The sequence below is a fragment of the Amorphus suaedae genome, assembly GCF_053629675.1.
In genome coordinates this window covers 1,499,731-1,522,333 of record NZ_JBRJIT010000002.1, presented here as the reverse complement: position 1 = coordinate 1,522,333, position 22,603 = coordinate 1,499,731, and the positions used below count along the sequence as shown (strand labels likewise).

Genomic DNA, 22,603 nt, shown 5'->3' with positions numbered 1-22,603 from the left:
TCAGACGTCCCGGCCGACGCCCTGATCGAGCACGTGGCGCGCGACCATCAGGTCGAGATGCGCACCGCCGCCGTTCTTGCAGACCGTGATCTGGTCGTCTGCGGTGCGGCCTTCCGCTCCCGTGGCGAGGTCGAAATAGTCGGCCCGCACGTCCTCCGCCGAAATCACCCCGCGCTCCATCGGATCGATCAGTTCGCCGATCTCGCCGATGGTGGTGTGCCGGCAATCGACGAACAGCCGACCGCGCGTGAGAACGGCATCGTCGGCCTCGCGCATGGTGGGGGTGAACGCGCCTATGAGATCGACATGGCAGCCGGACTTCAACAGCGCCCCCTTCAGGACCGGCGTTTCCGACATCGTCGCGGTGGTGACGAGATCCGCCTCTGGAAGCACGGCGTCGAGATCGTCGCTGACCACCAGCTCGGCGGGCAGGTCCGACAGGCGCGCCGCCAGCGCCTCGGCCCGGGCACGTGTGCGGTTGTAGAGGGTGATCCGGGTAAGCGACGGACGCACGGCGAGATGCGCGCGGATCAGCGGCTCGGCCATGCTGCCCGCCCCCACCATCAGCATTGAGGCGATGTCGGAGCGGGACAGGAAATCGGATCCGAGCGCCGAATCGGCCGCCGTCTTCCACGCGGTCAGCGCGACGCCGTCGACGAGGGCCGCCGGCGCGCCGGTCTCCTCGTCGAACACCAGCATGGCGCCCTGGACGGAGCGGCGGGGCGGCTCTGCCGTCGGATTGTCCGGATAGACGGTGACCGCCTTCACGCCGGCCCCGAGGCCGCCGATCCAGGCCGAGCGCACCAGCAGCTTGCGGCCCTCCGACGACAGCAGCGTATCGCCCAGGTCGACGCTTTCAGCCTTGTGTGCGGCTTTCAGGGCATCGACGAGCGATCGCCACGACAGCGCACGGTCGATGTCTTCTGCCGAAACGATGCGCATCCTGAGTTCTCCCGATCCTGATTTCCGGTCACGGTTCGCACCGGGGGTGCGAAGTCATGTTGACACGGCGCGTCCGGACGGCCTCAAAGGCAGCGGGCAACCGGTTCGCACGCCCCCTTCCCTCCGCTGACGAGGCGCACGATGGCCCTTCCGCCGCTCGGCATCCCCTACGACGACGCCGCGATCTTCACCGACCTCTACCAGCTGTCGATGCTGCAGTCCTACCACCGGGAGGAAATGCGCGGCCAGGCGGTGTTCTCGCTGTTCTTCCGCAAGCTGCCCGAGGCGCGCAACTTCATGCTGGCCGCCGGCCTCGACCCGGTGCTGGAATATCTGGAAAACCTGCATTTTTCCGATGACAGCCTGACCTATCTCGCCTCGACCGGCCGCTTTTCGTCCGAGTTCCTGGAGTATCTGAAGGGTTTCCGGTTCACCGGATCCGTGCGCGCGGTCGCGGAGGGAACGCCGATCTTTCCGCATGCCCCGATCCTCGAGGTCGAGGCGCCGATCGCCGAGGGGCAGCTCATCGAGACGCTGCTGATCAACCAGATCACCATCTCGACGATCCTCGCCTCGAAGGCGATCCGCATCGTCGAGGCGGCCCGGGGCACCCCGGTGATCGACTTCGGCACCCGTCGCGCCCATGGCTTCGACGCGGGCAACAAGGCGGCGCGTTCGGCCTACATCGCCGGCTGCGTGGGCACCGCGAACGTGCTGGCCGGCAAGCTCTACGACCTGCCCATCGCCGGCACCATGGCACACTCCTACGTGGAGGCCTGGAAGGACGAGCTCTCGGCCTTCCGTGCCTTCACCGCGCTCTATCCGGATACCGTGCTGCTGATCGACACCTACGACCCGATCCGGGGCGCCGACAACGTCATCGCGCTGTCCCGCGAGCTCGGCGACGACTTCCACGTCCGCGCGGTCCGGCTCGATTCCGGCGACCTGGCGGACCTCTCCAAGGAAGTCCGCCGGCGCTTCGACGCGGCCGGCCTGGAGCGCGTGCAGATCATCGCCTCGGGCGGCCTCGACGAGCACCGGATCGCCGAGCTCGCCGCCGCCGGCGCCCCCATCGACGGCTACGGGGTGGGCACGCGGCTGACGACCTCCTCCGACGCCGCCGAGCTCGACATCGCCTACAAGCTCGCTGCCTACGACGGCCAGGGACGCATGAAGCTCGCGCCGCTGCGCAAGAACCTGCCCGGCGCGAAGCAGGTGAGCCGGATCGAGGCCGACGGCAAGGCCCGGAAGGACGTTGTCCGTCGCGCCGACGAGGACGGACCGGGCCGGCCGCTCATGGAGACGGTGATGGCCAACGGCGTCCGCACCGAAGCGGGCCGCCGCAGCCTCGACGAGATCCGTGCCACGACCCTCCGGGAGGTGGCATGTCTGCCGGACCATCTGCGCGCGCTCGCCCGCGCCGTGCCCGCCTACGAGGTCGAGGTCAGCGACGCGCTGCGGGTTTACACCGAGACGATCGAAGCCGAGCTTCGCGCGGAAACCTGACCGCCCTGCACGACTTCGGGGTGTGACGGATCGAACGATCCCGCCTGATCGGCGAGAGCTCCGGGCGGTATCGCCTGACGAATGACAACGGGTCTGGGTCTGGGAGGACCGCCAATGACGACTGCAGCCGCCGAGCTCGCGCCCCTGCTCACCAGCATCGCCGAAGACGCGCCGGTCTACTTCGGCCAGGGCAAGGTCAACGGCTCGATCCCGCGGCTCGCCGAGGTGAACCCGAAGCAGTTCGGGATCGCGGTCGCGACGCTCGACGGCGGGATCGCCACCGCCGGCGCCGCCAACGTCCCCTTCTCGATCCAGTCGATCTCGAAGGTCTTCAGCCTCTGCCTGGCGCTCGACTACATGGAGGCGGATCTGTGGACGCGCGTGGGGCGCAACCCGTCCGGCCAGCGGTTCAACTCCCTGACCCGCATCGAGCAGGAACAGGGGCGGCCGATGAATCCGTTCGTCAATCCCGGCGCGCTGGTGGTGGCCGATTGCCTGATCGAGCGGGCCGCAACGCCCGTCCACACCCTGATCGGCTTCCTGCGCAAGCTTGCCCATTCCCAGCGGGTGAGCTGCGACTACGAGGTGGCGAAGAGCGAACTCTCCACCGCCTTCCGCAACTACGCCGCCGCGGCGCTGCTCAAGGAATACGGCAACCTCAGGGGCGACCCACGGGCGGTGGTGTCCGCCTACACCCACTTCTGCGCCGCCTCGATGACCTGCGTGGAACTGGCGAAGGCGGCGCTGCCGCTGGCCAACGACGGGCGCGATGCGAAGTCGGGGGCCCAGCTGCTGCCCCCGGGACGGTCCCGGCGGGTCAACTCGCTGATGCTCACGTGCGGGCTCTACGATGCGGCCGGCGACTTCGCCTATCGCGTCGGGCTGCCCGCCAAGAGCGGCGTCGGCGGGGGGATCGTTGCGGTGGTTCCGAACCGGATGGCGATCGCCGTCTGGTCGCCCGAGCTCGATGCGCTGGGCAACTCGGTGGCGGGGTTCGCGGCGCTGGAACGGCTGGCGCGTGACGCCGACCTGTCGGTGTTCTGACGACCGGACGCAAAAACTCCGGCAAGCGAGGCTTGCCGGAGCGCTGATCGGTTCAAATTCGGTGACGCCTGAAGGCTGCGCGCGTCAGTCCCGTCCGGTGATGGAAGGGGACACCGCGGGGTCGCTTGCCGGGAACGTCTCGTCGAGCGCCTCGTCGAGGTCGTCCGACTTCTCCTGCTTGGTCCGCTTGTCCTTGTCTTCGGCGTGTTCGTCTTTCTTCTTGCCGTCGCTCATGGTCTTCCTCGCGTTCGCTGGCCGGTCGGGCCGGGCCGTGAGCAGACCCGAAGGATCTGCCTGTCGGAGAGAAAACGCGGTGATGCCATGCGCGGTTCCCTCCCGGGCCGGCCCGCGTTCGCCATCATCATACCGTGAACGGACGTGTCCGCCGCAACGGGCGACGGCCAGGAACCGCGCGCGGATCCTCCGCGTTGGTTCGCATGGAAGCTGCGCCCCGGATTATCCGCCCTGCGGGTAGCCGGCTGGCGCGCGTACGTGATGGAAAGGTGTACCGCCATGCTCAAGGAAACCCACGACGACGAGCTCCGCGTCGGCAAGGAACGCGCCCGCCAGGGCGAGAACACCTGGCCGATGAAGTGGGTGCTCGGCCTGGGTATCGCGGCGTTCGCGATCTTCGGATTTCTGGCGTGGTTCTACCTGATGGCCGAATCGGATCAGGCGCTGTCGCCGGCGACCAACGGAGAGGCGCCCGCGCAGTCCGAACCGGCGTCGCCGCCGTCCTGAGGGCGGGGAAGTCTACCGACTGACACGGCCGCTCGCGCAAAACCGTCGCGAGCACGCGTATCAATACCAAACGAGGCGGGCGCCCACGCCCGCCTCGAATGCGTTTAGAGCAGGTTTGTCAGGACTGACGGATCTGACCGACGGCGACGGCCATCAGCTCTTCCATCGTGCGGCGAATCTGGTGATCGCTCTGCTCGACGCCGGCGGCATCGAAATCGCCCCGCACCTTGCGGAACACGTCCTCGTCGCCCGGCTCGTCGAAATCGGCCCGAACGACTTCCTTGGCGTAGTTCTCCGCCTGGTCCCCGGTGTAGCCGAGCTTGTCGGCGGCCCACAGGCCAAGCAGCTTGTTGCGGCGCGCGGTGGCCTTGAAGCGCAGCTCCTCGTCGTGAGCGAACTTGCCCTCGTGAGCTTCCTTGCGGCCTTCGAACGTGGTCATGAGAGCCTCCCAAAAGTGACACACTGCCGGCCGCTGTGATGCAACCTCGTGGTCCGTCGCTGCCTCAATAACGGCGCATCATCACGGAATCAACGCGGTGCAACGCGCGCTGGCCTCCGAAGGCCGCCCCTGCGCACCAAAATGGGAACAATCGGCGTCGACGCCAAGGGCTTCCTCTCGTCCGCAGACCCACATCGCCGTGATCCCGGGCGCCCGCCCCTGCCCGCGAGAAACCATCTTGTTGAAACCGCTCGGAAATCCCATCTAGCGTTGCAGTACGTGCATGCGCGCCTGGCAGGCCCGGAAGGCCGGCCCCATCGCCGCCGCTGCGTCCGAGGGTGTGGATTGTCCACGGTTTCGCGATCGAGTAGGGTGCGGCCGCGGTGGCTGCGCAGCGACTCGTGATACGTTCAGCCACAAAACGACAGTGGCTGGTTCGCGCCCCGCAATCTCGGAGAGCCACCAGCTTCATGGATTTTCACAATCACACACGGTATGTGCCGATGAACCGTCGTCGCCGAATTTACGAAGGCAAGGCCAAGATCCTCTATGAGGGTCCGGAACCGGGCACCCTGATCCAGCACTTCAAGGACGACGCCACCGCGTTCAACGCGAAGAAGCACGAGATCGTCGACGGCAAGGGTGTGCTCAACAACCGGATCTCGGAGTACATCTTCGGCCACCTGAACGACATGGGCATCCCGACCCATTTCATTCGGCGCCTGAACATGCGCGAGCAGCTGATCCGCGAAGTCGAGATCGTGCCGCTCGAGGTCGTCGTCCGCAACGTCGCGGCCGGCTCGCTGTCCAAGCGTCTCGGGCTCGAGGAAGGCACCCAGCTGCCGCGCTCGATCATCGAGTTCTATTACAAGAACGACGAACTGAACGACCCGATGGTCACCGAAGAGCACATCACCGCCTTCGGCTGGGCAACCCCCCAGGAGATCGACGACATCATGGCGCTGGCCGTGCGGGTCAACGACTTCCTGTCCGGCCTGTTCCTGGGCGTCGGCATCCGTCTCGTCGACTTCAAGATGGAATGCGGCCGCCTCTGGGAAGGCGACATGATGCGCATGGTCGTCGCCGACGAGATCTCGCCCGACTCCTGCCGTCTGTGGGACATCGCCACCGACGAGAAGCTGGACAAGGACCGGTTCCGTCGCGACCTCGGCGGGCTTCTCGAAGCCTACCAGGAAGTGGCGCGGCGCCTCGGCATCCTCAACGAGGTCGAGCGTCCGCAGGGCACCGGCCCCGTCCTCGTCAAATAGCGGGCACGGGGCGATGCGGTCACGCACCGCCCCCGCCTGCGGTTTCCGATACCGCCCGAACGGCTCGGGCGCCTCAGATGATTGAAGCGGATTTGGACAAGACGATGCGTGCGCGTGTGACCGTGACCTTGAAGCAGGGCGTTCTCGATCCGCAGGGCAAGGCCATCGAAGGCGCCCTCAGGGGCCTCGGCTTCGGCGGCGTCAACGCGGCCCGGCAGGGCAAGGTGATCGACCTCGACCTGGCCGAGACGGATCCGGAGCGCGCGCGCGCCGAGGTCTCCGCCATGTGCGAGGCGCTGCTCGCCAACACCGTCATCGAATCCTACGCGATCGAGCTGGTCTAGATCTCGCCGCCGGAGATATTCCCGTGAAGTCAGCCGTCATCGTCTTTCCCGGGTCCAATCGGGACCGCGACGTCGCCAAGGCGATTTCCGCCACGACCGGGAGCGATCCGGTCTTCGTCTGGCACGCCGACACGTCCCTTCCCGACGTCGATCTGGTGGTGCTTCCCGGTGGCTTCTCCTACGGCGACTATCTGCGCTGCGGCGCCATCGCCGCACGGGCGGGCATCATGCCGGCGCTCGCCGAGCACCACCGCCGCGGCGGCTATGTGCTGGGCATCTGCAACGGCTTCCAGATCCTCACCGAGGCCGGGCTGCTGCCGGGCGCGCTCATGCGCAACGCCGACCTGCGGTTCGTCTGCCGGACGGTGAAGCTCTCCGTCGAGCGGACCGGTACCGCCTTCACCAGCGCCTATGACGAGGGTCAGGTCATCTCCTGCCCCGTCGCGCACCACGACGGCAACTATTTCGCCGATGCCGACACCCTCGCCCGGCTGGAGGACAACGGCCAGGTCGTGTTCCGCTATGCCGCCGGCACCAATCCGAACGGCTCGGTCAACGACATCGCCGGCATCCTCGACGACACCGGCCGCATCCTCGGCATGATGCCGCATCCGGAAAACCTGATCACCGCGCACCAGGGCGGCACCGACGGCGTCGGCCTCTTCGCGAGTCTCGCCTCCGCGATGACCGAGCCCGCCTGAGCCCGCGTCAGGGCCTCAGCCGCGCCGGATTGCCGAAGGCGACGCCGTAGCCCGGCACATCCCGGGTGACGACGCTGCCCGCTCCGATGCGGGCGTGGTCGCCGATGGTCACGCCGGGCAGGATCAGCGCCCCTCCCCCGATCCAGACATTGCAGCCGATCGTCACGGGACGGCCGAACTCGATCCGCTGGGCCCGTCTCGACGGCTCGCGGGGGTGGTCGGCGGTCAGGATCTGCACCCCCGGGCCGATCTGCGTGCCGTCGCCGATCCACACCTCGACCACGTCGAGGATGATGCAGTTGAAGTTCAGGAAGACGCCCGCCCCCAGGCTGATGTTGTAGCCGTAGTCGCAGTGAAACGGCGGGCGCACCTCGCTGCCGTCGCCAACCGCCGCGAACAGCTCCTTCAGCAAAGCGTGCCGCTCCTCCGCCGGGCGGGCCTGGGCGGCGTTGTAGACGTCCATCCACTGCGCGGCGCGGGCCTTGTCGGCGGCAAGCTCGGGGCCTTCGGCGACATAGAACTCGCCAGCCAGCATCTTGTCCTTTTCGCTGCGCGTCATCTGCCGGGCGATCCCTATCGATCCGAGGCGGCGTCGCCGCCCGGCTTCTTGCCCTTGGCTTCCGCCTCCTCGTCGAGGAGCCGGCGCGCCGCGGCGCCGGCCGCGTGCTTGCGGCGCTGGTCGTTCTCGTCGTCGTCATCGATCTCGTTGCCGTCCTGATCGACGATGCGCACGGTCACCTCGCGATGGGCGAAGTGGATGTCCTCGCGGGCGAACAGGTCGCGGATCTCGGCGTAGACGCGCTTGCGCACGAGGAACTGGTCGCCGGGCTTGGTCATGAACTTCACCCGGATGATCATCGCGGAGTCTTCCATCTGGTAGACGCCCTGCGACTTCAGCGGATCCAGGAACATGTGGCCGATGTCGGGATCGGCGAGCAGCTCCTGGCCGACCTTCTTGATCAGCTTGCGCACCTTTTCCGGATCGGTGTCGTAGGTGAGCCGCAGCGGCAGCTTCATGATCACCCAGTCGCGCGAGTAGTTGGTCAGCTGCTTGATCTCGCCGAACGGCACCGTGCACAGCGGCCCATTCTGATGGCGCAGCTGGAAGGAGCGGATCGAGATCTTCTCGACCACCCCCTTCACCCCGCCAAGGTCGATGTACTCGCCCTTGCGGAAGGCGTCGTCGATCAGGAAGAAGGCGCCGGAGAAGATGTCCTTGATCAGCGCCTGGGACCCGAAGCCGACGGCGAGGCCGACGACGCCGGCACCGGCGAACAGCGGCGCGATGTTCACCCCAAGCCCGGCCAGCGCGACCATGATCGCCATGGTGGCGATGGTGATCAGCAGGAAGTTGCGGAACAGCGGCAGCAGGGTGGCGAGGCGGCTGGCACCGCCGTGTCCCATCTCCGATTCGCCGTCGCCGTGCACCTGGTACTGGGCCTGTTCCGCGGCGATCTTTCCGTCGACCCAGAGCTTCACCGCCTCGTAGGCCATGTAGGCGAGGAACAGCACGACGAAGGTGCCCAGCGAGCGGGCGACGATGTTGCCCTCCGCCGCGATCGGCAGCCCCCACAGGTGCAGGATCAGGACGGCGCAGACGACGAACGAAACGATCGCCGCCCCGTGCTCGAAGAGGCGCTTGAAGGCCGGCTTGCCGACCATCCGGACCTTCAGGGGCGCCGTGTCGGAATAGTCGTCGTCCCCATCGAACGGAACGTAGGTCTCGGGCCCGGCGACGGCCGCGCCCAGCGAATGGGCCTGCACCGGCGGAGCCTCGTCCGCGACCACCAGGCGCTCGCTCTTCTCCGGCAGCGGGAACATGTGGTCGATGACGATCAGCAGGATGGAATAGAGGACGAGCGACAGCACGATCGCCAGGAGGGGCCCGGCGATGAGCGCGCCGCCCCCGGCGATGTCCAGCAGCCGCCGGACCGACTCGACGATCCACGCGGCCCACAGATACAGCAGCACCACCACGTACCAGGTCTGGGCGATGACGCGCCGCATGCCGGACAGCGGGCGTCCCGGCTCGTGCGCCAGGATCGCGGCCCCCACCTCCCTGCGATAGGCGAGCGTGATCAGCGACAGGATGATCACGGCGATCAGGCCGGAGAGGATGTAGACGAGCTTGAAGGCGTCGATGTCCATGCCCATGCCGCGCATCCACTCGGCAAGCGCCAGCACGGCAAGCGAGACCCACAGGCCGGCCATCAGCCGCGAGAACAGGGTGGCCGCGGTGTGGTCGTCGAAGCGGAAGGGGCGGTAGGCGGCATTGTCAGGACACAGAAGCGTCTTGAAGATCGTGCGGGCGACCAGGCCGACGGCGAAGGCCGAGATCACCACCATGTTGGTGATGCGGACGGGCCCGCCGGTGTTGGTGACCGACACGCCGACGACGAGCCCCACGAAGGCGAAGCACGCCACCGCGATCAGCATCATCACCCCGCGCGACAGGAGGTAGCCGATCTTCTCGCCGCGGGTCTCCGGCACGGCCGGATAGAGGCGCAGCAGGTGCTCGCGGAACCAGCCGATCACCAGCCGGTAGACCAGCGCGCCGGCAAGCACCGTGATCCCGACCAGCAGCGCGGCCATGCCGAGCCAGGTCAGCGAGTTGTCGGGCGAGGCGGCGCGAAGGGTGCGATCGACGTGCGCGGGCAGCAGGTGGAACTTGCCCGCCAGTTCCTTGACCTTCGCCTCCACCCTGATGGTGATCGCGACGAGGCGCTGTTTGAGGCGTCCCGCGCTCTCGGTCGGCGTCTCGGCCGGCTCGCTCGCAACCCCTGCCGGCGCGATCACGATCACCTGGGCGCCGGCCTTCTCGGCCTGCTTGACGACAGCCTGGAGCCCCGACGACAGCCCGTCGACGGAGGTTTCGGCGGAAGATGTCTCGGAGGACTTGCCGGCGTTCTTGGCCGCCAGCAGCGCCGCCGCCTGCGCGTGCACGGGCGCCGCTCCGGCAAGCGACCCGAGCGACAGGACCGCCGCCAGCAGCACCGCACCCAGCGCGGCGCGAAGACCGCATCCCCAACCATTCAGCATCACAGGCCCCCAAGTTCACGCCGACGGCGTTTCGCCATCTCCCCGGGTGTGCAAGATAATGCGTTGGAAAACCAGCATGGCGTCAAGCGCGGGCGGCAATTCGCCCGGCCAATCGCCCGCCAGTCGATTGACGCGCGCCGCGCACACGCCTATCCGCGAGGGACATTCACCGAAAGGCCCGACGCCCGCCCCATGTCGATCCCGAACGCCATCGAAATCACCCCCGAGCTCATCGCCGAGCATGGGCTGACGCCCGACGAGTACGATCGCTTCGTCGGCCTGATCGGCCGCGAGCCCACGATCACCGAGCTCGGCATCGTCTCCGCCATGTGGAACGAGCACTGCTCGTACAAGTCGTCCAAGAAGTGGCTGCGCACGCTGCCGACCAAGGGGCCCCGCGTGCTCCAGGGTCCTGGCGAGAACGCCGGCGTCGTCGACATCGGCAACGGGCGCGCGGTGGTCTTCAAGATGGAGAGCCACAACCACCCCTCCTACATCGAGCCCTACCAGGGCGCGACGACGGGCGTGGGCGGCATCCTGCGCGACGTGTTCACCATGGGCGCGCGTCCGATCGCGGCGCTGAACGCGCTGCGATTCGGGGCGCCCGAGCATCCGCGCACGCGCCATCTGGTGTCCGGCGTCGTCGCCGGCGTCGGCGGCTACGGCAACTCCTTCGGCGTGCCTACGGTGGGCGGCGAGGTCGAGTTCGATCCCTCCTACGACGGCAACTGCCTGGTCAACGCCATGGCCGTGGGCCTCGCCGACACCGACAAGATCTTCCTGTCGAAGGCCGAAGGCGTCGGCATGCCGATCGTCTATCTCGGCTCCAAGACCGGGCGGGACGGCGTCGGTGGCGCGACGATGGCCTCGGCCGCGTTCGACGACACGATCGAGGAGAAGCGCCCGACCGTCCAGGTGGGCGATCCGTTCTCCGAGAAGCTGCTCCTGGAAGCGTGCCTGGAACTCATGGCGACCGGCGCGGTCATCGCGATCCAGGACATGGGCGCCGCCGGCCTCACTTGCTCGGCGGTGGAAATGGGCGCCAAGGGCGACCTGGGCGTGCGCCTCGACCTCGATCAGGTGCCCGTCCGCGAGGAGGCCATGTCGGCCTACGAGATGATGCTGTCGGAAAGCCAGGAGCGCATGCTCATGGTGCTGCGGCCGGACCTGCGGGCCCAGGCCGAGGCGATCTTCGTGAAATGGGGCCTCGATTTCGCGGTGGTCGGCGAGACCACCGACGATCTGCGGTTCTCCGTCTGGCACCAGGGCGAGGAAGTCGCCAACCTGCCGATCAAGGAGCTCGGCGACGAGGCGCCCGAATACGACCGCCCGTGGGGCGAGCCGGCCCGGCCGAAGGCGCTCGCGGCGAAAGATGTGCCCGGCCCCGCCGACCTCGGCCCGACGCTGCTGTCGCTCGTCGGCTCGCCGAACCAGTCGTCCCGGCGCTGGGTGTGGGAACAGTACGACAACCTGATCCTCGGCGAGACCGTTGCCGGCCCCGGCGGCGACGCGGCGCTGGTGCGGATCGACGAATCCACCCAGGGCCTGGCGATGACCGTCGACGTGACGCCGCGCTACTGCGCCGCCGATCCGTTCGAAGGCGGCAAGCAGGCCGTGGCCGAGGCGTGGCGCAATCTCTCCGCCATCGGCGCCGAGCCGCTGGCCGTCACCGACAACCTGAACTTCGGCAACCCCGAGCGGCCGGAGATCATGGGCCAGTTCGTCGGCTGCATCAAAGGCATCGGCGAGGCCTGCACCGCGCTCGACTTCCCCGTCGTCTCCGGCAACGTGTCGCTCTACAACGCCACCGGCGACGAGGCGATCCTGCCGACCCCCACCATCGGTGGCGTCGGGTTGCTGGACGACTACCGCAAGACCGCCGTGGCGGCCTTCGGAGCCCCCGCGGAGCGCGTCCTGCTGGTCGGCGGCCATGGCACCGAGATGGGCCAGTCGATCTACCTGCGCGACGTCCTGGGCCGCTCCGACGGCCCTCCCCCGCACGTCGACCTGGCGCGCGAGCGCGCCAACGGCGACTTCGTCCGCCGCGCGATCCGCGAGATGGGCCTGCGCTCCTGCCACGACATCTCGTCGGGCGGGCTCGGGCTGGCGCTCGCCGAGATGGCGATGGCCTCCGGACTGGGTTGCACGGTGTCGGTGCCCGGCGCGCCGCACGTCGCCCTGTTTTCCGAGGATCAGGCGCGCTACGTTGTGTCGGCGCCGGGGGAGCTTGCCGCACGCCTCGTCGAGGCCGCCGCTCAGGCGGGCGTCGAGCTCGTCGACATCGGCGAAGTGGGGGGCAGCGAATTGACGGTGGAGGGTGCGCTCTCCATATCCGTTGCATCCCTCGTCGAGGCGCACGAGGATTGGTTCCCGACCTACATGGGCGCCAACTGACCGACTGCGCGAGAGCTTCGAGGCGAAAGGACACACCCGCACCATGGCAATGGATGCCAGCGAGATCGAGAAACTGATCAAGACCGCCCTTCCCGACGCGACCGTCGAGATCCGCGACCTTGCCGGCGACGGCGACCATTACGCGGCCGTCGTGGTCTCTGCGGAATTCAAGGGAAAGACCCGCGTCCAGCAGCACCAGATGGTCTACAATGCGCTGCAGGGCCAGATGGGCGGCCAGCTACACGCACTGGCGCTCCAGACCTCGGCGCCGGAGGCCTGAGAGACGCTTCAACCGCCGGGCCTTGACCCCGGCCGGATACGGAGATTGCAGAATGAGCGATGTGAACACCTGGATTGCCGACACCGTGAAGGACACCGACGTGGTTCTCTTCATGAAGGGCACCCCGACCTTCCCGCAGTGCGGATTCTCCGGCCAGGTCGTCCAGATCATGGACTATCTCGGCGTGCCCTATCAGGGCGTGAACGTGCTGGAGTCGGCCGAGCTCCGCCAGGGCATCAAGGACTATTCGAACTGGCCGACCATCCCGCAGCTCTACGTGAAGGGCGAGTTCGTCGGCGGCTGCGACATCATCCGCGAGATGTTCCAGGCCGGCGAGCTGCAGGCCCACTTCAAGCAGCACGGCATCCCGGTTCGCGAAGCGGTCTGAACCCGCAAGCTTCCCGTCCGGATCGAAGCGGTTCGGACGACCGGGAACCGCGCAAGGCTACGATGCCGGGGCCATTTTGATCGTCAGGCGGGTCCACCCGCCTGGCAATGGCTCCGGACCCGCCTGGCCGGACACGATGCCACACCCTCTGGCCAGCGCCTCCCCCGCCCCCAAATGGGAATTGATCCGGTCCCGCCGGATCCAACACGGCTGATGTCGTGAAAGATGGCCGCGGTCGATCGCCTTCGGGCGGCCGGCACGTCGGTCCACAGGTGAGGTTCGCCCGCTCCCAGCAAGCCAGGTGCACCCCCATGTCACGCACAGCACTCATCACCGGTGGCGTCACCGGTATCGGCGCCGCCATTTCCAAGCTCCTCAAGGCCAAGGGCTATACCGTCGTCGCCAACTATTTCGGCAACGACGAAGACGCCAACGCCTTCGCCGAGGAGACCGGCATCCCGGTCCGCGCCTGGAACGTCGCCGATTTCGACGCCTGCCAGACCGAGGTCGCCGCGATCGCGGCCGAGCTCGGCCCCATCGACGTGCTGGTCAACAACGCCGGCATCACCCGCGACGCAACGCTCCACAAGATGACGCAGGAGCAGTGGAAGAGCGTGATCGAGGTCGACCTCGGCGGCTGTTTCAACATGTGCCGCGCGGTCATCGAGGGGATGCGCGAGCGCCGGTTCGGGCGGATCGTCAACATCTCGTCGGTCAACGGCCAGTCCGGCCAGTTCGGCCAGACGAACTACTCCGCGGCCAAGGCCGGCATGATCGGCTTCACCAAGGCGCTGGCGCTGGAAGGCGCCCGGCGCAACATCACGGTGAACGCGGTTGCCCCCGGCTACACCGCAACCGCGATGGTCGAGGCGATGCCGCAGAAGGTCCTGGACGGCATCGTCGAGGGCGTACCGGTCGGCCGGCTTGCCACGGTCGACGAGATCGCCCGGGGCGTGCTGTTCCTGGTCGAGGACGAGGCCGGCTTCATCACCGGCGCCACGCTGCCGATCAACGGCGGCAAGTACCTCGCCTGACCGCGCCCCAGACGTGAGCAGTTCCTTCCGTTCGGATCAGACGGATCCGAACGGAGTAGGATCTACGCCCACCACTTCGACGGCGTGAAGGAGCCCGCGGCCTCCTCCAGCGCGCGCGCCGGAGCGAACAGGCCGGCTTCCCTGAACGGCTGGCCGATCAGCTGGAGGCCGAGCGGCAGCCCTTCCGCCGACAGGCCCGCCGGAACCGCGATCGACGGCAGTCCGGCCATGTTGACCGGCACGGTGAACACGTCGCTCAGGTACATTTCCACCGGGTCGCTGGTCTTGGCGCCGAGCGGGAACGCCGCGCCCGGCGTCGTCGGTGCCAGCACCGCGTCGACGCCCTCGGCGAACACCGTCTCGAAGTCGCGCTTGATCAGCGTGCGCACCTTCTGGGCCTTCAGGTAGTAGGCATCGTAGTAGCCGGCCGACAGCACGTAGGTGCCGAGCAGGATGCGGCGCTTGACCTCGTCGCCGAAGCCGGCGGCGCGGGTCTTCTCGTACATGTCGGTGATCTCGTCGGCCGGCACGCGCACGCCGTAGCGGACGCCGTCGTAGCGGGCGAGATTGGACGACGCCTCGGCCAGCGCCACGATGTAGTAGGCCGGCAGCGCATACTTCGTGTGCGGCAGCGAGATCTCGACCACCTCGGCGCCGGCGGCGCGCAGCCAGTCGGCGCCCTTCTGCCAGACGTCCTCGATCTCGGCGGGCATCCCGTCGACGCGATATTCGCGCGGGATGCCGATCTTCAGGCCCTTCATCGGCCCGTCCACCGCGGCCTCGTAGTCCTCGACGGGCATGTCGACGGAGGTGGTGTCCTTGTCGTCGACGCTGGCGATCACCTTGAGGATGGCGGCGGCGTCGCGGACCGTGCGGGCGACCGGCCCGGCCTGGTCGAGGGACGAGGCGTAGGCGACGATGCCGTAGCGCGAGCAGCGGCCGTAGGTGGGCTTCAGCCCGACGGTGGCGGTCAGCGCAGCCGGCTGCCGGATCGAGCCGCCGGTGTCGGTTCCGAGCGCGGCGGCGCAGAGATGTGCCGCGACCGCGGCGGCCGACCCGCCCGACGAGCCGCCCGGCGTGCGCGGCGTGTCGTCACCGGTGGCGCGCCAGGGATTGACCACATTGCCGAAGGCGGAGTTCTCGTTCGAGGACCCCATGGCGAATTCGTCGAGGTTGAGCTTGCCCAGCAGGACCGCGCCGGCCTTCCAGAGGTTGTCGGTGACGGTCGATTCGTAGGGCGGCACGAAGTTGCCGAGGATCTTGGATCCGGCGGTCGAGGCGATGCCGCGGGTGCAGAACAGGTCCTTCACGCCGAACGGGATGCCCTCGAGCGCCCCGGCTTTGCCGTCGGCCCGGCGCTTGTCGGAGGCGGCCGCCATCTCGCGCGCCGCATCCGGCGTCTCCAGGATGAAGGCGTTCAGCCCGCGCGCTGCCTCGATGGCCGCGATGTAGGCCTCGGTCAGCTCGCTCGAGGTGAAGTCGCCGGCGGCCAGGCCGTCGCGGGCGTCGCACAGCGAAAGCGCCGTCAGATCCGTCACGGGAAGATCCTTTCCAGAGCGCCCGCCCCGCGCCGGGCGCGCGGACGGGCGAAATCGTCAAACTTCACAGGTTTTCCAGGGTCATGCGGATGGACGACCGGGCCGTCACCGCATTCCGCTCCGGCGGCCGCCTATTCGACCACCTTGGGCACGAGATAGTAGCCGTCCTCGCTGTCGGGCGCGTTGGACATCACGGCTTCCAGGCAGTCGCCGTCGGTCACCTTGTCGTCACGCATCTTCATGGCCGTGGCGACGACGGCCGTCATCGGCGGCACGTCGGTCACGTCCACCTCGGCCAGTTCGTCGACGAAGGCGAGGATGCCATTGAGCTCGGCGGTCAGCCGCTCCGTCTCCTCGGGCGTCACCGCGAGCCGCGCGAGCGAGGCGACGTGCTTCACCGTGCCAGAATCCACCGACATGTCCCGGTCTCCGATGCCGTGTCATTGCGAGCGCGCCGGAAGCGGCGCGGGTTCGCCGCTTGATAGCACCGGCCCGCGCGGCGGGGCAACGGCAGCGGGACCAGCAATCGGCCGCCAGCGCGACGGGCGGCCGAATTCCGAACCCGGAGGGCCGGGAAACCGCTTCCAGCGCCATGCGCCCGCGGTCAGTGCTTGTACGGGTCCGCCGCGTCGCGCAGGCCGTCGCCCAGGAAGTTGAAGGCGAGCACCACGATGATCACCGGGATCACCGGCGCCATCAGCCACGGATAGACCGTCACCACGGTGATGTTCTGGGCCTCGTTGAGGAGCACGCCCCACGACACCGCCGGGCGCTGCAGGCCGAGGTTCAGGAACGACAGCGCCGTCTCGCCGAGGATCATCGTCGGGATCGACAGCGTCGCGGACGCGATGATGTGGCTGGTGAAGCCCGGCAGCAGGTGCTTGCGGATCACCCGCCCCGGAGGCGCGCCCATGAGGACGGCCGCGCGGGCATACTCCTCCTCGCGCAGCGACAGCAGCTTCGAGCGCACGGCGCGCGCCAGCCCCGGCCAGTCGAGCAGGCCGAGGATGACGGTGATGCCGAAATAGACCCAGACCTGGCTCCAGGTCACCGGGATCGCCGCCGACAGCGCCATCCACAGCGGCAGTTCGGGCAGCGAGCGCAGGATCTCGATCAGCCGCATGATCGCGGAATCGACGATGCCGCCCAGATAGCCGGCGAGCCCGCCGAAGAACATCCCCAGGAAGATCGAGATGGCGACGCCGACCAGGCCGATGGTGAGCGACAGCCGCGCCCCGTAGACGAGGCCGGAAAGCACGTCGCGGCCGAGCCGGTCGGTGCCGAGCAGGAAGAACGTGCCGCCCTTCGCCGGACAGACAAGGTGGAACCGCGCCTCCCAGAGGCCCCAGAACATGTACTCGTCGCCGATGCAGAAGAAGCGCAGCGGCTGCACGTCCTTGCGGTTCGTCGTGTACTCCCACTGCAGCGTGTCGAGGTTCACGGTCGACTCGTAGCCATAGACGAACGGCCCGACGAAGCGGCCGTCGTTGAACAGGCGCGGCAGCTGCGGCGGGGTGTAGAGGTGGCTGTTGTCGCGGGTGTTCGGATCGTACGGCGCGATCACCTCGGCGAACGGAACGCAGAGATAGAACAGGATCAGGATCACGCCGGACCACAGCGCCAGCTTGTGGCGCTTGAAGCGCCACCAGATGATCTGCCACTGGGAGGCCTGATAGAAGCTCTCCTGCTCCGGCGTAAGCGTCTCCGCCTCCTGCGGATCGAACGGCTCGCGGTCGACGTAATGGTCGGTCATCGGGGTCAGGTGGCTCATTTCGACGCCTGGCCTCCAAGCCGGATCCGCGGGTCGAGCAGCGCGAGCAGAATGTCGGAGACCAGCATGCCGATCAGCGTGAGAACCGCGACGAACAGCAGGATGAAGCCCGACAGGAACTGATCCTGGGACTGCAGCGCGGAAAGCAGGATGGGCCCAACGGTCGGAAGGTTGAGCACCACCGACACGATCACCGAGCCGGAGACCAGCGACGGGATCAGGTTGCCGATGTCGGCGATGAACGGGTTCAGCGCCATGCGCAGGGGATATTTCAGGAGCAGCTTGTTCTCCTTCAGACCCTTGGCGCGCGCCGTGGTGACGTACTGGCGGTGCAGCTCGTCGAGAAGGTTGGCGCGCAGGCGGCGGATCATCGCCGCCGTGCCCGACGTCCCGATCACAATGGTCGGGACGATCAGGTGGCCGAGGATCGAGCCGAGCTTCGCCATGCTCATGGACTGGTCGACATATTGCGGATCCATCAGCCCGCCGATGGACAGGTCGAACCACCGGTTGGCCAGGAACAGCAGGATCAGCCCGAGCAGGAAGTTCGGCGTCGCCAGCCCCAGATAGCCGAGGAAGGTGAAGCCGTAGTCCCCCCAGCTGTACTGGCGCGTGGCCGAGTAGATGCCGATCGGGAACGAGACGATGTAGACGAACAGGACGGTGGCGAAGTTCAGGATCACCGTGAGCAGGAGTGTCCCGGACACCACCTCCTCCACCGGCTTCTGGAACTCGAACGACCAGCCCCAGTTGCCTTGCAGCAGCCCGTCGAAGCCGTTGGGCCCCGGCCAGATGCCCACCCAGATGCCGTAGCGCTCGACGAACGGCTTATCGAGGGCGAACTGGTCGCGCAGGAATTCGACGCGGGCGATCGACGCGGATTCGCCCTGCATGCGCAGCTGGTCGATCTGGTTCGACAGATAGTCGCCCGGCGGCAGCTCGATGATGGTGAATATCAGGAAGCTGATGACGAACAGCGTCGGAATCATCGTCAGCAGCCGTTTGAGGATGTAGACGCCCATGATCTCGCTGTCGCTCGGCCGTCCCCGGGAATGGAGCACCGGCCGGTGGGATTGATCGTCGGTGGCGGCTTCCGCCGCCGGCCGTCTGCCGCGCCGCCGGAACCGGAAGCGCGACCGACACCCTGCCGGTTAGCCTACTTGGCCGGATTGAAGAAGAACTCGTCCATCCGATAGATACCGAACTGCGCGCCCGGATCCCACCCATAGACGGCCTTCTCCGGCACGTTCTTGAGGTTGTTCTTCACCACCACCGGCTGGCGGACGCCCGCCACGGTTCCGATGGTCAGCTGCTGGTCGGCGTGGATGTGCAGGATCTCCTGCCATTTCTCCGCCATTTCCTCCTCGTCGGTGGCGAGCAGCCAGTCCTGGTAGGCCTGGTAAAGCTCCTGGATCGGCTCGTAATCGATCTGCTCGCCGCTCTCGCCCTTGCTCATCACGTAGGCGCCCCAGGCGGGTCCCACGTAGAAGGTGGTGTCCAGCGGCACCCGCTGGTGCGGCGCCATCTCGGCGGTGGGGATGCCGTTGTCGAAGCCCGACCACACCAGCATCATCAAGTCGCCCGAGAACGCCCGGTTGCGCAGGATGTCGCGCTGGCTCGGCCGGATGTAGAGGCCGATGCCCGCTTCCGCCCAGGTGTCCTTGATGAGCTCCAGCGCATCGATCTCCTCGCGGCTCTCGCCCGAGGTCTCGATGATGATCTCCAGCGGCCGGCCGTCTGCCATCAGCCGGGTGCCGTCGGAGCGGCGCGTGTCGAGGCCGAGTTCATCCAGCAGCGCGTCGGCCTTCTTGATGTCGAAGTCGGTCCACAGCTTCTGGAATTCTTCCTTGTAGAGCGGGCTCGCGTCCAGGACGGCGTTGTTGCTCGGGCGCGCCAGGCCGAAATAGAGGACCCGGTTGATGGCGTCGCGGTCGATGGCCAGGGACAGCGCGCGCCGGAAGCGGACGTCGCGGAACAGCTTCCGCCATTCCGGGTCCTTGGTCGTCAGGTTCGGGTAGATGGTGATCTGGTTCGCCTTGGCGATCGGCCACAGGCGCGTCTTGTAGTTCTCGTTCTCCTCGCCGCGCTTCAGCACGGTGATGTCGGAGAAGCCCAGACCGCGGGCCTGCAGGTCCACCTCGCCCGCCTGGGTCTTGGCGGCGATCAGGCTGCCCTCGGACACGTTCATGACGACGCGGTCGATGTAGGGCAGCTGCTGGCCGGTGGAATCGATCCGGTGATAGTAGGGATTGCGGATCATGATGGCCCGGCGGTCGGTGCCCTCCTGCGACGGAACCCACGGCTGCAGCGACGGCATGTCCGGGTTCGTCGCGTCGTACATCTCGTCCTTCTGGTTGTGCAGCTGCGCCCAGTTGCGGACCTTCGTGTCCTCGACCTCCTTCTGGATGATCTGCGGATCGCCGTACTTGACGTGGAAGGTCTTCAGGTAGTGGGCCGGACGGTAGATGAACGGCGGCGCCGCCTCGGCAAGCGTCGGAAGGAACTGCGGGTTCGGCTCCGGCCAGGTGTAGCGGACGGTCGTCTCGTCCAGCACCTCGAACACCGGCGGCACGCCGTTGACCAGCATGAACGGCGGCGGACCGGACGGCGTCAGTTCCTTGTTGTTGATGATGTCTTCCCAGTAGTAGCGGAAGTCCTCGGAGGTGAACGGCTTGCCGTCCGACCACTTGTGCCCCTTGCGCAGGTGCAGCGTGAACGAGGAGCCGTCCTCGACGTCGACGTCCGCGAGAATGTCGGGAACGAGGTCGAGATCCTCCGTGTAACCGACCAGCCGCGCGTAGCCCCACACGTTGATCAGCCGCACGTCCTTGCTGCGCCCGATCAGCGTCTCGATGTCGCCCCCGGCGATGCCGGTCTCGCGGCCGTCCTTCGGCAGGTCGACGATCAGCGGATCCTCCGGGATGCGCTCGGCGATCGGCGGCAGCCCCTCCGGATGGGTGCGGGAGAGCGTCGGCGTCTCCTTCAGCGGAGGAAGGCCCTCGGCGTGAGCGCCGGTGCCGACGATGAGGAATCCAAGGGCGGCAAGAAAGAGACGGGGCAACATCACACGGCTTCCTTCAGGGACGGGCTTGCGAGACCGGGTGCACAGACGAAGTGGTTCGGAGACACTTCCACCAGCACCGGTTCGGTCGTGTCGTCGAGCCGGTAGGGCTCCGGCCAGGCCGAGGGCTGGGAGGCCCGGGTCTGGGACAGGTGAGCGAAGTCGAGCGGGTGATCGAGGCTCGCTTCCGGAACGGCGGCCAGAAGCGCCTGGGTGTAGGGATGCTGCGCGTCGTTGACGACCGATGCCGTCGGGCCCATCTCGACGAGCCGCCCCTTGCACATCACCGCCACGCGCTCCGACAGGTAGTCGACGACCGCCAGGTTGTGGCTGACGAACAGGTAGGTCAGGCCCAGCTCCGACTTGAGGTCCTGCAGGAGGTTAAGGATCTGCGCCTGCACCGACACGTCGAGGGCGGAGACCGGCTCGTCGCACACCACCAGGTCGGGTTTCAGCGCGAGCGCCCGGGCGATGCCGATGCGCTGGCGCTGGCCGCCGGACAGGGAGTGCGGGTAGCGGCGCAGGTAGCGCTGGTCGAGGCCGACGAGCGCCATCAGTTCGCGCACCCAGTCGGCGCGTTCCGCCGGCGTGCCGATGTTGTGGATGACCATCGGCTCCATCAGGATCTCGTTCAGCGACATCCGCGGATTGAGCGACGAGAACGGGTCCTGGAAGATCATCTGGACGCGGCGGCGGTAGTCCATCAGGTCGGCGCCGCGCAGGCTCGCAATATCCGTCAGGCCCTTGCCGGCGTCGAACTTCACGCTGCCGCTGTCGGGCGTCAGGGCCCGCATCACAGCCATCGCCGTGGTGGTCTTGCCGGAGCCGGATTCGCCGACGAGCCCGAGGCACTCGCCGCGATGGATCTGCAGCGACACGCCGTCGAGCGCCTTCAGCGCGCTGGCCTTGCCCTTGGAGAAGAACCCGCTCTGGCGCAGCGAGAAGGACTTGCTGATCCGGTCGACCACCAGCAGCGGCTTGCCGTCCTTGCCGCCGGCCCCCGCCGGGCCCTCCTGCTTGCTGGACAGGAACCCGCCGATCTTCGGGGCGATCGGCCGGATCGGCTCCAGCCGCTCGTCGGCGCCCATGTGGAAGGTCGGCACCGCGTTGAGCAGCGCCTTCAGGTAGGGATGCTCCGGCGCGCGGAACACGGTCTCCACCGGCCCCGCCTCCATCACCCGGCCCTGGTAGACCACGACCACGGCGTCGGCCATGTTGGCCACCACGCCGAAATCATGGGTGATCAGCAGCACGGACATCTGCAGCTCCTGCTGCACGTCCCGGATCAGCTTGAGGATTTCCGCCTGGATGGTCACGTCCAGCGCAGTGGTCGGTTCGTCGGCAACCAGCAGCGCCGGCCGACAGATCAGCGCCATCGCGATCATCGCGCGCTGGCGCAGGCCGCCGGAAAGCTCGAACGGGTAGGTATCGAGAGCGCGGTCCGGATCGGGAAACTGCACGAGGCGCAGCATGTCGCGGGTCGCCTCGCGGGCCTCCTCGCGCGACATGTTCTGATGCAGGCGCGCCGCCTCGCCGATCTGGTCGCCGATCGTGTGCAGCGGCGACAGCGAGGTCATCGGCTCCTGGAAGATCATGGCGATGCGGTTGCCACGGATCTCCCGCATCATCGGACCGTTGCGCTCGAGCGCGGCGATATCGACGGGATCCACACCCCCGGCGGGATCGGTGAACAGGATCTGTCCGGAGGCGACCTCGGCGGCGGGCGGCAGCAATCCCATCACGGCCTGGGAAATCGTCGACTTACCGCATCCCGACTCGCCCACCAGCGCGATCGTCTTGGCATGCGGAATGTCGAACGAGACCCCGTCGACCGCGCGCACGACGCCGCTGTCCGAGTGATACTCGATGCAGAGATCCCGTATGGATACGACGCTCACTCGCCCTCCCGATCAAGCAATCTGCGCGGCCGCAGGGCCCCTTTTCCCAGCGGCGGATGCCGACCCACTAGAGCATTTTGGAGTTGAGGGGAATCACCGAACCGCCCGAAAACCCGTCCATTGATGGAATTAGTCTACGGGGGGACGGAAATGAGACACAAGCCACCCGTTCCGAAAGCGCGGGTTGGATCGCCAGGGGCTTCCAGCCTCCGCCG

The 22,603-nt window shown here is 67.5% G+C and carries 21 protein-coding genes; 10 read left to right on the top strand and 11 right to left on the bottom strand.

Annotation, left to right across the window (positions count from 1 at the left end; all coding sequences use genetic code 11):
- A complete protein-coding gene (locus AB7M35_RS20785; protein ID WP_453962403.1) occupies window positions 1–942 on the bottom strand; it encodes an ornithine cyclodeaminase family protein in 942 nt (313 codons plus the stop codon).
- A gap of 141 nt (window positions 943–1,083) precedes the next feature.
- Here AB7M35_RS20785 and AB7M35_RS20780 point away from each other — a divergent pair, with 141 nt between their 5' ends.
- Both AB7M35_RS20780 and AB7M35_RS20775 read left to right on the top strand, forming a co-directional pair.
- On the top strand, window positions 1,084–2,448 hold the full coding sequence (locus AB7M35_RS20780) for a nicotinate phosphoribosyltransferase (protein WP_453962402.1): 1,365 nt from the start codon (window positions 1,084–1,086) through the stop codon (window positions 2,446–2,448).
- 114 nt (window positions 2,449–2,562) lie between these two features.
- Window positions 2,563–3,492, top strand: coding sequence for a glutaminase (locus AB7M35_RS20775; RefSeq protein ID WP_453962401.1), 930 nt, complete (start codon window positions 2,563–2,565; stop codon window positions 3,490–3,492).
- An 84-nt stretch (window positions 3,493–3,576) separates the two neighbouring features.
- Here AB7M35_RS20775 and AB7M35_RS20770 read toward each other — a convergent pair whose 3' ends face one another.
- A complete protein-coding gene (locus tag AB7M35_RS20770) occupies window positions 3,577–3,726 on the bottom strand; it encodes a hypothetical protein (protein ID WP_453962400.1) in 150 nt (49 codons plus the stop codon).
- A 144-nt stretch (window positions 3,727–3,870) separates the two neighbouring features.
- On the opposite strand from AB7M35_RS20770, the gene AB7M35_RS20765 reads away from it, so the two are divergent.
- Window positions 3,871–4,233 carry a hypothetical protein gene (locus AB7M35_RS20765; RefSeq protein WP_453962399.1) on the top strand — a complete coding sequence of 121 codons (363 nt, stop codon included), beginning with the start codon at window positions 3,871–3,873 and terminating at the stop codon, window positions 4,231–4,233.
- Window positions 4,234–4,351: 118 nt separating this feature from the next.
- Here the strand turns inward: AB7M35_RS20765 and AB7M35_RS20760 are convergent, their stop codons facing one another.
- Entirely contained in the window at window positions 4,352–4,672 is a 321-nt protein-coding gene (locus AB7M35_RS20760; RefSeq protein ID WP_453962398.1) for a DUF1476 domain-containing protein, read from the bottom strand.
- A 503-nt stretch (window positions 4,673–5,175) separates the two neighbouring features.
- Here AB7M35_RS20760 and purC point away from each other — a divergent pair.
- From purC to purQ, 3 genes are all read left to right on the top strand, one after another.
- Window positions 5,176–5,940 carry a phosphoribosylaminoimidazolesuccinocarboxamide synthase gene (gene purC / locus AB7M35_RS20755; protein WP_453962397.1) on the top strand — a complete coding sequence of 255 codons (765 nt, stop codon included), beginning with the start codon at window positions 5,176–5,178 and terminating at the stop codon, window positions 5,938–5,940.
- A 104-nt stretch (window positions 5,941–6,044) separates the two neighbouring features.
- Window positions 6,045–6,284 (top strand): phosphoribosylformylglycinamidine synthase subunit PurS, encoded by a 240-nt coding sequence (gene purS, locus AB7M35_RS20750; protein WP_453962396.1) that lies wholly within the window; start codon window positions 6,045–6,047, stop codon window positions 6,282–6,284.
- Between the two features lie 23 nt (window positions 6,285–6,307).
- Window positions 6,308–6,985, top strand: coding sequence for a phosphoribosylformylglycinamidine synthase subunit PurQ (purQ, locus tag AB7M35_RS20745; RefSeq protein ID WP_453962395.1), 678 nt, complete (start codon window positions 6,308–6,310; stop codon window positions 6,983–6,985).
- Window positions 6,986–6,992: 7 nt separating this feature from the next.
- Here purQ and AB7M35_RS20740 read toward each other — a convergent pair whose 3' ends face one another.
- Window positions 6,993–7,544, bottom strand: a complete 552-nt coding sequence (locus tag AB7M35_RS20740; protein ID WP_453962394.1) for a sugar O-acetyltransferase — start codon at window positions 7,542–7,544, stop codon at window positions 6,993–6,995.
- A gap of 14 nt (window positions 7,545–7,558) precedes the next feature.
- Complete coding sequence (locus AB7M35_RS20735) at window positions 7,559–10,024, bottom strand: mechanosensitive ion channel family protein (protein ID WP_453962393.1); 2,466 nt, start codon at window positions 10,022–10,024, stop codon at window positions 7,559–7,561.
- Between the two features lie 192 nt (window positions 10,025–10,216).
- On the opposite strand from AB7M35_RS20735, the gene purL reads away from it, so the two are divergent.
- From purL to phbB, 4 genes are all read left to right on the top strand, one after another.
- Window positions 10,217–12,418, top strand: a complete 2,202-nt coding sequence (gene purL / locus AB7M35_RS20730) for a phosphoribosylformylglycinamidine synthase subunit PurL (RefSeq protein ID WP_453962392.1) — start codon at window positions 10,217–10,219, stop codon at window positions 12,416–12,418.
- A gap of 43 nt (window positions 12,419–12,461) precedes the next feature.
- Window positions 12,462–12,698, top strand: coding sequence for a BolA family protein (locus tag AB7M35_RS20725; protein WP_453962391.1), 237 nt, complete (start codon window positions 12,462–12,464; stop codon window positions 12,696–12,698).
- A gap of 52 nt (window positions 12,699–12,750) precedes the next feature.
- On the top strand, window positions 12,751–13,086 hold the full coding sequence (gene grxD / locus AB7M35_RS20720) for a Grx4 family monothiol glutaredoxin (RefSeq protein ID WP_453962390.1): 336 nt from the start codon (window positions 12,751–12,753) through the stop codon (window positions 13,084–13,086).
- A gap of 311 nt (window positions 13,087–13,397) precedes the next feature.
- A complete protein-coding gene (gene phbB / locus AB7M35_RS20715) occupies window positions 13,398–14,120 on the top strand; it encodes an acetoacetyl-CoA reductase (protein WP_453962389.1) in 723 nt (240 codons plus the stop codon).
- Window positions 14,121–14,182: 62 nt separating this feature from the next.
- Here the strand turns inward: phbB and gatA are convergent, their stop codons facing one another.
- From gatA to AB7M35_RS20685, 6 genes are all read right to left on the bottom strand, one after another.
- Complete coding sequence (gene gatA, locus AB7M35_RS20710) at window positions 14,183–15,658, bottom strand: Asp-tRNA(Asn)/Glu-tRNA(Gln) amidotransferase subunit GatA (protein ID WP_453962388.1); 1,476 nt, start codon at window positions 15,656–15,658, stop codon at window positions 14,183–14,185.
- A 131-nt stretch (window positions 15,659–15,789) separates the two neighbouring features.
- Window positions 15,790–16,077, bottom strand: a complete 288-nt coding sequence (gene gatC / locus AB7M35_RS20705) for an Asp-tRNA(Asn)/Glu-tRNA(Gln) amidotransferase subunit GatC (protein WP_453962387.1) — start codon at window positions 16,075–16,077, stop codon at window positions 15,790–15,792.
- A gap of 185 nt (window positions 16,078–16,262) precedes the next feature.
- Entirely contained in the window at window positions 16,263–17,429 is a 1,167-nt protein-coding gene (locus AB7M35_RS20700; protein ID WP_453962386.1) for an ABC transporter permease, read from the bottom strand.
- A complete protein-coding gene (locus AB7M35_RS20695) occupies window positions 17,426–18,451 on the bottom strand; it encodes an ABC transporter permease (RefSeq protein ID WP_453962385.1) in 1,026 nt (341 codons plus the stop codon). Before AB7M35_RS20695 ends, AB7M35_RS20700 begins: the two co-directional genes overlap by 4 nt.
- Before the next feature lie 134 nt (window positions 18,452–18,585).
- Window positions 18,586–20,493 (bottom strand): ABC transporter substrate-binding protein, encoded by a 1,908-nt coding sequence (locus tag AB7M35_RS20690; RefSeq protein ID WP_453962383.1) that lies wholly within the window; start codon window positions 20,491–20,493, stop codon window positions 18,586–18,588.
- Entirely contained in the window at window positions 20,493–22,388 is a 1,896-nt protein-coding gene (locus AB7M35_RS20685; RefSeq protein ID WP_453962381.1) for an ABC transporter ATP-binding protein, read from the bottom strand. Before AB7M35_RS20685 ends, AB7M35_RS20690 begins: the two co-directional genes overlap by 1 nt.
- Window positions 22,389–22,603: the final 215 nt, after the last annotated feature.